Below are 11,759 nucleotides of genomic sequence, written 5' to 3'. Positions count from 1 at the left end.
GTTACCTCAGTCCTTGGCCAACTCGCGGGCCTTCTCCTGTGCCTTGCGCTCACGCTCGGCAACGGCCTGTTGCTTGTCGCCGTGCAGGCGCTGCTGGTCTTCGCGGAACGCTTGCCAGAATTGTTTGGAACGTTCCGCACCGCCCTCGGCGTAAACACTGGCGCTGCCCAGGGCAAGGGTGGCCAACAGCAGGTATTTGGTCAGGTTCATCGTGGTTGCCTCGTGATAACCGATCAGACAGGGCCATCCTAGCGAGGGCTAGCTAACGGCAAGGTGAGGCGGGGATTACAGTCTTGCAATGTGGCCCTGTTTTGCCTGTTCGGGCCCTATCGCCGGCAAGCCAGCTCCCACAGGATCACCACAGGTCTTGAAAACTGTGCAGTACCTGTGGGAGCTGGCTTGCCGGCGATAGGGCCCGAACAGACAGCCAGATAACACCAGGATTACAAATCCGTTATCTGCGCCGCGCGTCCTTACTCATGCCGTAACATCCCACGCCTTGACCCTGATGCCACTACAGGGTCGAGAATCGCCCCCTTTCATCACACCGAGCCCACCCATGCGTCTACTGATCATCGAGGACGAACTGCGTACCGCCGACTACCTGCAGCAGGGCCTGCGCGAGAACGGCTACGTGGTCGACTGCGCCCACACCGGCACCGATGGCCTGCACCTGGCCCGCCAGCAGCCCTACGACCTGGTCATCCTCGACGTCAACCTGCCCGAACTCGATGGCTGGACCGTGCTGCAGCGGCTGCGCGCCGAATCGGCCACGCGCATCATGATGCTTACCGCCCACGGCCGCCTGGCCGACCGGGTCAAGGGCCTGGACCTGGGGGCCGACGATTACCTGCTCAAACCTTTCGAGTTCCCGGAACTGCTGGCCCGTATCCGCAGCCTGCTGCGCCGCAACGACCAGCAACTGCAGCCCAGCACCCTGCGCGTCGCCGATCTGGAGCTGGACCCCGGCCGTCACCGCGCCTACCGCGCGGGGCAGCGTATCGACCTGACCGCCAAGGAATTCGCCCTGCTGCACCTGCTGATGCGCCAGACCGGCGAGGTGCTGTCGCGCACCCAGATCATCTCGCTGGTGTGGGACATGAACTTCGACTGCGACACCAATGTGGTCGAGGTTTCGATCCGGCGCCTGCGGGCAAAGATCGACGACCCGTTCGACAACAAGCTGATCCATACCCTGCGTGGCGTCGGCTACGTGCTCGAGGCACGCTTTTGAAAAACGCCAGCCTGTCACTGCGCCTGGGCTTGAGCGTGACGCTGATGGGCGCCGCACTGGTGCTGCTGCTGGCCTGCCTGGCCGTGTTCGCCCTCGATCACGAACTGGACAGCCGCGCACGCAAGGACCTGGCGCGCAAGATGCTGCAGGTCGAGCACAACCTGCGCGTCGACCTGCGTAACGAAGACCTGGGCAGCCGCGCCCATCCCTTGCTCGACCTGGTGATGGGGCACGATAACCTCAGCCTCAGCGTGCTGGCTCTCGAAGGCCGCCACCCGCACCTGCTCAGCCTCGGGCCGGCGCTGGAATCACAGGTAGGCGAGCTGCGCACCGATGCCCGTCTGGCCTTTCATGCGTGGCGCGACAGCAATGGCAACCAGATACTCACCGCGACCCGGCTGATGCGCCTGCGCGACGACACCCCGGTCAAGGTGATGATGTCGCTCAACCGCGCCGACGACAACGCCCTGCTGCAGGCCTATCTGCATTCCACCTTGCTCGCGCTGCCGTTGCTGCTGTTGCTGATCGGGGCCGGTGCCTGGTGGCTGATGCAGCGCGGCCTGAGGCCACTGCGGCACTTCCGGCGCATTGCCGGGCGGGTGTCGGCCCAGGACCTGCAACATCGCCTTCCCGCTACCGGCCTGCCGCTGGAGCTGGCAGAGCTGGCCAGCAGCATCAACGTGATGCTCGACCGCCTCGATCAGGGCGTCAGCCAGCTGTCGCAGTTTTCCGATGATCTGGCCCATGAACTGCGCACACCGTTGAGCAACCTGATGGGCAAGGCGCAAGTGACGCTGGCCCGCGAACGGGACAACGCGAATTACCGGGAAGTGCTGGAAGACAGCATCGAAGAACTGACCCGGCTCAACCGCATCATCAATGACATGCTGTTTCTCGCCCAGGTCAGCCAACCCCAGGCCCAGGTCGCGCTCAAGCCCATGGCATTGGCCGACGAGACGGCGCGGGTTGTCGAGCTGTTTGCGTTCAGTGCCGAGCTGAAAGGGGTTGAGTTGCGTGTGCAAGGCTGGGGGACGGCGCAGGGTGATCGGCTGATGTTTCAGCGGGCACTGTCGAACCTGTTGAGCAATGCCATTCGGCACTGTCCGGATGGCAAGCCTGTGGAACTGTGCATCGAGCGCGTGGGCAGCGAAGTTCGGCTTTCGGTGGAAAACCAGGGGCCTGGTATTGCTGAAGAGCACCAGTCGCGCTTGTTCGAGCGGTTTTACCGGGTGGGCTCGGGACGCTCGCGGCTGGAGGGAGGGACCGGGTTGGGGCTGGCGATCGTGAAATCGATCATGCAGTTGCATGGTGGGCGGGTCGAGGTCAGCAGCAGGCCCTTGGGGCCGACCCGGTTTACCCTGGTATTTCCTGCCGAGTAATACATCGCCTATACCCGCGAAGAGGCCGGTACAGGCGACCAGCGATTAGCGCGAAGCCGCCACGATCAGCGCCTTCATCTCGGCCACAGCGGCCTTGAAGCCGACGAACAGCGCATGCGCCACCAGCGCATGACCGATGTTCAGCTCATTGATGCCCTTGATCGCCGCCACCGCCTCCACGTTGTGGTAGTGCAGCCCGTGGCCAGCATTGACGATCAACCCCTGCCCCACGCCAAACGCCACGCCATCGACGATACGCTTGAGCTCCTCGGCCACTTCGGTCGGGGTTTCGGCATCGGCGTAACGCCCGGTGTGCAGTTCGATGGCAGGCGCACCAACGCGACGCGACGCCTCGATCTGCCGCTCGTCGGCATCGATGAACAGCGACACTTCGGCACCGGTACGCGACAGCCGCTCAACCGCAGCCTTGATCCGTGCCTCCTGGCCCGCCACGTCAAGGCCGCCTTCGGTGGTCAGTTCCTGACGGGTTTCGGGTACCAGGCAGATGTGCGCCGGTCGGATCTTCTCGGCAAAGGCCATCATCTCTTCGGTGACGCCCATCTCGAAGTTCATGCGCGTCTGCAGCACGTCCTTCAGCAGCACCACATCACGCTCCTGGATGTGCCGACGGTCTTCACGCAGATGGACGGTGATGCCATCGGCGCCCGCTTCCTCGGCATCCAGGGCAGCCTTGACCGGATCGGGGTAACGCGTGCCCCGGGCCTGGCGCAGGGTCGCCACGTGGTCGATGTTTACGCCGAGAAGCATGCGGTTGCTGTGAGTCACGAAAGGCTCTCCTGAAGATTGAGCCCCACAGCATACGTCGTGATCAGCGCTTGCGAAACAGTTCCCGGCTGACCAGCGGTTTTGCCCCCAGATGAACCGCCAGTGCCTGGCGCATCAGGCGCTTGGCAGCGAGCAAGGCACCTGGCGCATCCCAGTCGGCTTCGGCCAGAGCCAGCAGTTCGGTGCCGCGGAACAGCCCGGGTTGCACCAGCTCGACCCGCTCCAGGCCTGCATCCACACGCAAGCGGTACAGGCCATCGACCGCGATCGCCTGGTCATTGACGTCGTGGTGCAACGAAAACGCGTAACCGAGCTCGTCCAGCAGCCGCCATTCGAAGGAGCGCAGCAGCGGCTCCAGCGGGCGACCGGCGCCCAAGGCCTGCAAGGTCAGGGTGTAGTGCTCGAACAGCGCCGGGAAAGGCGCTTCGGCGGGCAGCAGGCGCATGAGCAGTTCGTTGAGGTACAACCCGCTGAACAGGGCATCGCCATGCAGCCAGGCGGCGATGCCAGCGCTGTCCATGCGCCCAACATTCTTCAGCTCGCCACGCCCGCGCAGCTCCAGTTCCAGCGGCACGAACGGCCGCACCAGGCTGCCACCCTTGCCACGCGCACGGCGCAGCACGGCACGCATGCGGCCCTGCGGGGTGAAGAAGTCCACCAGCGCGCTGGTTTCCTTGTAGGCGCGGCTGTGCAGCACGTAGGCTGGCTGGCCGACAGGTTGTTCCATGGAAGATCACTGGCTCCCTGTGGCTCGGTAAACTGCATATTGGGGCTGCTCTGCAGCCCATCGCCGGCAAGCCAGCTCCCACAGGTACGGCGCATGGCTTGAAGTCGATGCGATCTGGGTGGGAGCCGGCTTGCCGGCGATGGGCCACACCGCGGCCCCAATAGTATTGCTTAGAGGTCGCCGTAGCCCAGCGAGCGGAGGGCGCGCTCGTCATCGGACCAGCCGCCTTTCACCTTGACCCACAGGTTGAGCATGACCTTGGAGTCGAACAGCACCTCCATGTCCTTGCGCGCCTCGGAGCCGATGCGTTTGATGCGCTCACCCTTGTCGCCAATGATGATCTTCTTCTGGCCATCGCGCTCGACCAGGATCAGCGCGTGGATGTGCAGCACGTGGCCCTGCTGCTTGAATTCTTCAATTTCCACGGTGATCTGGTACGGCAATTCCGCACCCAGTTGGCGCATGATCTTTTCGCGCACCAGTTCGGCGGCCAGGAAGCGGCTGCTGCGATCGGTGATCTGATCTTCGGGGAAGAAGTGCTCGTTCTCGGGCAGGTGCTTGGCGATCTGTGCTTCCAGCGCCTGCAGGTTGTGCCCCTGCTGCGCGGAAATAGGCATCACTTCGGCGTTCGGCAACTGCTCCTGGAGCCATTGCAGGTGCGGGATCAGTTCGGCCTTCTCTTCCATGCGGTCGGTCTTGTTGACCGCGATGATCAGTGGGCCCGTCACGTACTGCACGCGCTCCAGCACCAGTTGGTCCTCGTCGGTCCATTTGGTGCGGTCGACCACGAAGATCACCACGTCGACGTCCTTCAGGGCCGCCGAGGCATTGCGGTTCATGTAGCGGTTCAAGGCCTTGTCATTGGCCTTGTGCATACCGGGGGTATCGACGTAGATCGCCTGCACGTCACCCTCGGTCTTGATGCCGAGCATGTTGTGACGGGTGGTCTGCGGCTTGCGCGAGGTGATCGCCAGCTTCTGGCCGAGGATGTGGTTGAGCAGGGTCGACTTGCCCACGTTCGGGCGGCCGACAATGGCCACGTAGCCGCAGCGGGTCGGGTTGCTATCAGTCATTGCCATTCTCCACGCCCAGGGCGATCAGTGCAGACGCGGCGGCGACTTGCTCGGCGATACGCCGGCTAACGCCCTGGCCACGGCTCTTGTTGTTCAGCAGCACCACTTCGCATTCGACGAAGAAGGTCCGGCAGTGCGGTTCGCCCTGGATATCCACCACTTCGTAACGCGGCAGCTCACAGCTGCGCGACTGCAGGAACTCCTGCAGGCGGGTTTTCGGGTCCTTGTTGGTATCAACCAGGGTCAGGCCTTCGAATTCATCGGCCAGCCAGGCCAGCACGCGCTCCCGGGCCGTTTCCATGTCGGCGTCCAGGTAGATGGCGCCAATCAGCGCCTCCAGGGCGTCGGCCAGGATCGACTCGCGGCGGAAGCCACCGCTCTTGAGCTCCCCCGAGCCCAGGCGCAGGTGATCGCCCAGGTCGAAACCACGGGCCAGGCGGGCCAGGGTCTCACCCTTGACCAGGCGCGCGCGCAAGCGCGACAGCTGGCCTTCGCGGGCCTGCGGGAAGCGCTCGAACAGCGCTTCGCCGGCGACGAAGTTGAGAATGGCGTCACCGAGAAACTCCAGGCGCTCATTGTTGCGCCCGGCGTAGCTGCGATGGGTCAGTGCCAGGAGCATCTGGTCCTGGTTCTTGAAGGTATAACCGAGCTTTCGCTCCAGACGGGCAAGGGGAGCACTCATGCAGCCACCCGTTCGTTGTTCAACGCGTTGTTCAAATCAACATCCTGAAAGACTGTTTGGCTGTGGCCCGCCGCGATGTGCGACGAATCTCCCGATCCCTGAGAACACAGCCTATGTCAGAAATGCATTCGGCGCTGCCTGCAGGCCAGCGCCGATGGGTATCAATGGATCAGACCGACCCGCGACAGGTTGGGCAGGTGGCTGAGCTTGGGCTCTGGCCAGCTCATCCACACCGCGAAGGCCTTGCCGACGATGTTCCGGTCGGGAACCATGCCGTGCAGTTCCTTCGGGATGTTCGGGTCATCCCAGTAACGGCTGTCGTTGGAGTTGTCGCGGTTGTCGCCCATCATGAAGTAATGGCCTGCTGGCACGGTCCATTGCTGGTCCGGCGGCATGCGATAACGGCTCATTTCCTTGCGAATCAGGTGTTCGGCCTCGCCGAGCTTTTCCTTGTACAGCTCGGCGCTGCCCAAAGTGCCCGGCTCGGTGCCCACCAGTTGCTCGGCAATCGGCTGGCCGTTGACGAACAACCGCTTGTCGCTGGTGTAGCGCACCTGGTCGCCCGGCAGGCCGACCACACGCTTGATGTAGTTGACGTTCGGGTCGCTAGGGTAGCGGAACACCATCACATCACCGCGTTGCGGGTCACCCACCTCGATGACCTTCTTGTCGATCACCGGCAGGCGAATGCCGTACGAGAACTTGTTCACCAGGATGAAGTCGCCCACTTCCAGGGTCGGTTTCATCGACCCCGAAGGGATCTGGAACGGCTCGACCAGGAACGAACGCAGCACCAGCACGATGAACAGCACCGGGAAGAACGACTTGCCGTACTCGACCAGCAACGGCTCTTTGCCCAGGCGCTCGACCACCGCCATCTCGGGCTGGCTGACGCTGCCCTGGTAGTTGGCGATTGCCGCACGCCGGCGCGGGGCCAGGAACAGCAGGTCGATCAAGCCCAGCAGGCCGCAGACGAAGACGGCGATGACTAGCAACAGCGGGAAATTTAGCGACATAGGACCTAGCTATCCAACCTGAGCACGGCGAGGAAGGCTTCCTGTGGAATTTCCACGTTACCCACCTGTTTCATGCGTTTCTTACCGGCCTTCTGCTTCTCCAGCAGCTTCTTCTTACGGCTGACGTCGCCACCGTAGCACTTGGCCAGTACGTTCTTTCTGAGCGCCTTGACGGTTGTCCGCGCAATGATCTGGCCGCCGATAGCTGCCTGGATCGCCACGTCGAACATCTGCCGAGGGATCAGTTCCTTCATCTTTTCGGTCAACGCACGGCCCTTGTAGGCCGCGTTGTCGCGGTGCACGATCAATGCCAGGGCATCGACCTTGTCGCCGTTGATCAGTACGTCCAGCTTGACCAGATTGGCCGACTGGTAGCGATCGAAATGATAGTCCAGCGAAGCATAGCCGCGGCTGGTGGACTTGAGGCGGTCGAAGAAGTCCAGCACCACTTCGTTCATCGGCAGGTCGTAGCGCACCTGCACCTGGCTACCGAGGAACTGCATGTCGCGCTGCACGCCACGCTTCTCGATGCACAGGGTGATGACGTTGCCCAGGTGCTCCTGCGGCACCAGGATGGTGGCGGTGACGATCGGCTCGCGGAAATCGGCGACAGCCGAGACGTCTGGCAGCTTCGACGGGTTGTCGACGGTGATGGTCTCGCCGGTTTTCAGTTCCAGCTCATAGATCACGCTTGGCGCGGTGGTGATCAGGTCCAGGTCGTATTCGCGCTCCAGGCGCTCCTGGATGATCTCCATGTGCAGCATGCCGAGGAAGCCGCAACGGAAGCCGAAGCCCAGGGCGTCGGAGCTTTCCGGCATGTATTGCAGCGACGAGTCGTTCAGGGTCAGCTTCTGCAGCGCATCGCGGAAGTCCTCGAAGTCGTCGGAGCTGACCGGGAACAGGCCGGCGTAGACCTGCGGCTGAATCTTCTTGAAGCCTGGCAGCACTTCGACCTCAGGGGTCGCGGACAGGGTCAGGGTGTCACCGACCGGGGCACCGTGAATGTCCTTGATGCTGGCGATGATGAAGCCCACTTCGCCGGCCTTCAGGTCGGCGGTCTGGGTGTGCTTCGGGGTAAACACGCCCACGCTGTCGACCAGGTGCACCTTGCCGGTGGACTTGACCAGGATCTTGTCGCCTTTCTTGACGCGACCGTGTCGCACGCGCACCAGCGAGACCACACCCAGGTAGTTGTCGAACCAGGAGTCGATGATCAGCGCCTGCAGCGGCGCCTCGATATCGCCTTCCGGCGCGGGAATGGTCTGCACCAGGCGCTCGAGCACCTCGTCCACGCCCATGCCGCTCTTGGCACTGCAGGCCACGGCGTCGGTGGCGTCGATGCCGATGATCTTCTCGATCTCGTCCTTGACGCGATCCGGATCGGCCTGGGGCAGGTCCATCTTGTTCAGTACCGGCATGACCTCAAGGCCCTGCTCGATGGCGGTATAGCAGTTGGCCACAGACTGGGCCTCGACGCCCTGGCCGGCATCCACCACCAGCAGCGCGCCCTCACAGGCCGCCAGCGAACGCGAGACTTCGTAGGTGAAGTCGACGTGGCCAGGAGTATCGATGAAGTTCAGCTGGTAGACCTTGCCGTCCTGCGCCTTGTAGTTGAGCGTGACGCTGTGGGCCTTGATGGTGATACCGCGCTCACGCTCCAGGTCCATGGAATCGAGCACCTGGGCTTCCATCTCGCGTGCCGACAGGCCACCGCACATCTGGATGAAACGGTCGGCCAGCGTCGACTTGCCATGGTCGATGTGGGCGATGATGGAGAAATTGCGGATATGACTCAAATCACTCACGGGTCAACACTCGAAAAGGCTGCGAGCCGGACGCCCGCCGAAAAATAGCCGGGAATTGTACCTTAAGCCGCAGCAGGCCGCCACGCCATCCGGCCGTTGGTGAACACGGTTGCCTGACAGAGGTGCTACCTGACATTTCTGCCAGTACTCACCGCATCGGGAGTCGACCATCCTTGCAAACCTCTCGACCAAGGTGACCAGCATGCCCGAACAACACATGACACCGGGGGATTACGACCCTGCATTTGGAATGAATGGCAGGGCCGAGCTCCCTTCGTTCCATGGCGCTTCAATAGGCCGAAACCTGACTGGCATGGCGCTACAAGGGAGCAGCCTGCTTGTCAGCGCGCTTGCCTTTGACTCCTCCGGGGGGCGTCATTTTGCCCTGACCCGCTTTACCGCAAACGGTTCAGTTGACAACGACTTTGCACAGGGCGGCGTGATCGTTGGCCGTTACGTGATTGACGAACATGCATCGACTGAAGCGCTAACGGTACTGGCTGACCAACGCTTCACAGTGCTGGGATGGAGTGCCCCTACCTCGAACCTGCTGGCAAAGCCCAGGCTCACCTGTTACGACCGCGATGGCCGAGGAGGTGAACACCAGCTCCTGAGCGTGCCGCCGGATATGGGCATGGTGATTGGTAGCGGTCGCCTTACAAGCGACGGGCCATACCTCATGGTTTCCTTGAACCTCCAAAAGGCTCAAGGCGCGCGTTCCACGATGGCCAGGGTGTACCTGCGGGAACACACCGGCCAGCCAGCAGCAGGGCTTCAGGAATTCATCGATATTCTACCGGACGCAGGCCAAATTGCTGTCGCCGGAATCGTTCAGTTGCCTGACGGGTTCGTGGTCAGCGGAACCCGCTCGCAGCAGGGGCAGCCCGCAGAAAGCTTTCTCGCTCGCTACCGTCACGACGGCGAGCTGGATTCAGCCTTCGGTGAAGGCGGCACAGTGTATTTCCGGGCTGAGGGTTTCGCTACCGAACTCAACGCGCTGCTAGCCAGGCCGGAAGGACAGCTGCTGGTCGCCGGTAAAGCGACAACCGGAGACAATTCATCACAAGCATTGCTCTGGCAGTTCGATGCCAGTGGCGCGAAGGACCCGACATTTAACGGCGGTGCACCGATACTGGACGACTCAGGTCTGACAGATTGGTGTGCAGTGGCCATCGATGAGCAACATCGGCTGTTTGCGTTCGGCCTGGGCAGGAGCCTGGAAAACCGTCGCTTTCTTGCGGATGGCTCCATTGATACATCCTTCCGACCGATCAATGATCTCGTCGGCATACCCGATGCCATGACTTGCCTGGATAACGGGCAGCGCACTGTGATCGGTTTCAACTCAACCGCAGTTGCTGGATACCTCGGCACGTTGATGTCCATTTTCAACTGAGCCCCCCCTGAATGACAAAGCCCGGCGCTCACGCACCGGGCTTGTCAAGCCGGACAATGCCTGCGAAGGCAACTACACCTTATTCAGCCAGCTTGAAAGTAATGAAGCTGGCACGGCCCTGACGCAGTACGCGCATCGACACCGAACGGTTCTTCGGCAGTTCCTTGGCGATTTCGGTGAATTCCTTGGCCGAACCGATAGCTTGGTTGTTCAGGTGACTGATCACATCACCCGGACGCAGGCCGATCATCGCGGCCGGGCCATCCTGAACTTCCTTGATGACCACACCACCCTTGAGTTCGAGGGCTTTCTTCTGTTCGGCGGTCAGGTCGGCAACCGAGACGCCCAGGCGGTTGCTGCTACGCTCGGCGCTGCCTTCGGCGCCGGTACCGATGTCGGCATCTTCGTCGGGCAGTGCGCCAACGCTGATGTCGAGGTTCTGGCGCTTGCCGTTGCGGATGATCTCCAGCTTGGCCTTTTCGCCATCCTTGAGGCTGCCGACCAGATGCGGCAAGTCGGCCGACATGATGATCGGCTGGCCGTTCATGCTCAGGATCACGTCACCCACCTGCAGGCCGCCCTTGGCTGCAGGGCCGTTTTCCAGCACCTGTGCCACCAGGGCACCGGCCGGCTTGTCCAGGCCGAACGATTCAGCCAGGTCCTTGTTGACCTCCTGGATCACCACGCCCAGCCAGCCGCGGCTGACCTTGCCGTCTTTCTTCAGCTGATTGGAGACATCGATCGCCACATCGATCGGGATGGCGAACGAAAGGCCCATGAAACCACCGGAACGGGTGAATATCTGCGAGTTGATACCCACTACTTCGCCATTCATGTTGAACAGCGGGCCGCCGGAGTTTCCGGGGTTGATGGCCACGTCCGTCTGGATGAACGGTACGTAGGTGTCATTGGGCAGGGTACGGCCCTTGGCACTGACGATACCTTTGGTCACCGAATGGTCAAAGCCGAACGGCGAACCGATGGCCAGCACCCACTCGCCCACCTTGAGCTTCTCGGAATCACCCAGCTTGACGGTCGGCAGGTTCTTGCCCTCGACCTTGAGCAGGGCCACGTCGGTGCGCGGGTCGGTGCCGACCAGTTTGGCCTGCAGCTCGCTGCGGTCCGACAGGCGGACGATGATCTCGTCGGCATCGGCTACCACGTGGTTGTTGGTCAGTACGTAGCCATCACTGGAAATGATGAAGCCCGAACCCAGCGACTGGGCCTCGCGCTGGCGGTCGCCACGCGGAGAGCGCGGTTGCTGCGGCATGTTGCGCTCGAAGAACTCGCGGAACATCGGCGGCAGGCCTTCCAGGTCGGGCATCTGCCCGGCGGCCATGCGGCGGTCCGGCAGTTTCTGCTTGGTACTGATGTTGACCACGGCTGGCGAGGCCTGCTCGACCAGGGTAGTGAAGTCCGGCAGGGCTTCCTCGGCCTGGGCGCTGAGCACCTGGCCGAGCATCAGCACGGCGGCGAACATCGATAGGTAGGATTTCAAGCGTGGTATTGACATACGGCTCCCGTCACAACGAGCGGTAGTTTAGAAAGGCCCCTGCACAAAACAGGAAAGGCCAGACTCCTAGAAGCCTGACCTATAGAAAATTTGCCGATGGATTGCAAATGACAATGCTTTAATTTCATTTCAGCGGCATGTCCGCACG

The 11,759-nt window shown here is 62.2% G+C and carries 11 protein-coding genes; 3 read left to right on the top strand and 8 right to left on the bottom strand.

The annotated features are described in order from the left end of the window. Nucleotides 1-6: 6 nt before the first annotated feature. A complete protein-coding gene (locus tag CAG18_RS14055) occupies nucleotides 7-210 on the bottom strand; it encodes a hypothetical protein (protein ID WP_025340422.1) in 204 nt (67 codons plus the stop codon). A gap of 349 nt (nucleotides 211-559) precedes the next feature. Here CAG18_RS14055 and CAG18_RS14050 point away from each other — a divergent pair, with 349 nt between their 5' ends. Continuing rightward, nucleotides 560-1,234 (top strand): heavy metal response regulator transcription factor, encoded by a 675-nt coding sequence (locus tag CAG18_RS14050; protein ID WP_003258489.1) that lies wholly within the window; start codon nucleotides 560-562, stop codon nucleotides 1,232-1,234. Continuing rightward, entirely contained in the window at nucleotides 1,231-2,613 is a 1,383-nt protein-coding gene (locus CAG18_RS14045; protein ID WP_085721059.1) for a heavy metal sensor histidine kinase, read from the top strand. Before CAG18_RS14050 ends, CAG18_RS14045 begins: the two co-directional genes overlap by 4 nt. 45 nt (nucleotides 2,614-2,658) lie before the next feature. Here CAG18_RS14045 and pdxJ read toward each other — a convergent pair whose 3' ends face one another. From pdxJ to lepA, 6 genes are all read right to left on the bottom strand, one after another. Then, nucleotides 2,659-3,381 (bottom strand): pyridoxine 5'-phosphate synthase, encoded by a 723-nt coding sequence (gene pdxJ, locus CAG18_RS14040; protein ID WP_153670549.1) that lies wholly within the window; start codon nucleotides 3,379-3,381, stop codon nucleotides 2,659-2,661. 61 nt (nucleotides 3,382-3,442) lie between these two features. Continuing rightward, entirely contained in the window at nucleotides 3,443-4,126 is a 684-nt protein-coding gene (gene recO, locus CAG18_RS14035; RefSeq protein ID WP_085721058.1) for a DNA repair protein RecO, read from the bottom strand. A 170-nt stretch (nucleotides 4,127-4,296) separates the two neighbouring features. Next, nucleotides 4,297-5,199: a GTPase Era gene (era, locus tag CAG18_RS14030; RefSeq protein ID WP_015271595.1), complete on the bottom strand. Its 903-nt coding sequence runs from the start codon at nucleotides 5,197-5,199 to the stop codon at nucleotides 4,297-4,299. Then, the gene (gene rnc / locus CAG18_RS14025; RefSeq protein WP_003258487.1) at nucleotides 5,192-5,881 is read right to left on the bottom strand and encodes a ribonuclease III; all 690 of its coding nucleotides are present in this window, start codon (nucleotides 5,879-5,881) and stop codon (nucleotides 5,192-5,194) included. The genes era and rnc overlap by 8 nt, the downstream gene beginning before the upstream one ends. Nucleotides 5,882-6,042: 161 nt before the next feature. Beyond that, nucleotides 6,043-6,897, bottom strand: a complete 855-nt coding sequence (gene lepB / locus CAG18_RS14020; protein ID WP_003258486.1) for a signal peptidase I — start codon at nucleotides 6,895-6,897, stop codon at nucleotides 6,043-6,045. A 5-nt stretch (nucleotides 6,898-6,902) separates the two neighbouring features. Further along, nucleotides 6,903-8,702: a translation elongation factor 4 gene (gene lepA / locus CAG18_RS14015; protein WP_013973995.1), complete on the bottom strand. Its 1,800-nt coding sequence runs from the start codon at nucleotides 8,700-8,702 to the stop codon at nucleotides 6,903-6,905. A 202-nt stretch (nucleotides 8,703-8,904) separates the two neighbouring features. Between lepA and CAG18_RS14010 the strand changes: the two genes are divergently transcribed. Continuing rightward, nucleotides 8,905-10,098 (top strand): hypothetical protein, encoded by a 1,194-nt coding sequence (locus CAG18_RS14010; RefSeq protein ID WP_015271597.1) that lies wholly within the window; start codon nucleotides 8,905-8,907, stop codon nucleotides 10,096-10,098. A 79-nt stretch (nucleotides 10,099-10,177) separates the two neighbouring features. Here the strand turns inward: CAG18_RS14010 and CAG18_RS14005 are convergent, their stop codons facing one another. Beyond that, a complete protein-coding gene (locus tag CAG18_RS14005; protein WP_370290353.1) occupies nucleotides 10,178-11,578 on the bottom strand; it encodes a DegQ family serine endoprotease in 1,401 nt (466 codons plus the stop codon). Between the last annotated feature and the right edge of the window lie 181 nt (nucleotides 11,579-11,759).

The sequence above is a fragment of the Pseudomonas sp. B22(2017) genome (assembly GCF_002113105.1).
GTDB classification, from domain to species: Bacteria; Pseudomonadota; Gammaproteobacteria; order Pseudomonadales; family Pseudomonadaceae; genus Aquipseudomonas; species Aquipseudomonas asiatica.
This window is presented reverse-complemented; position numbering and strand designations above follow the sequence as displayed.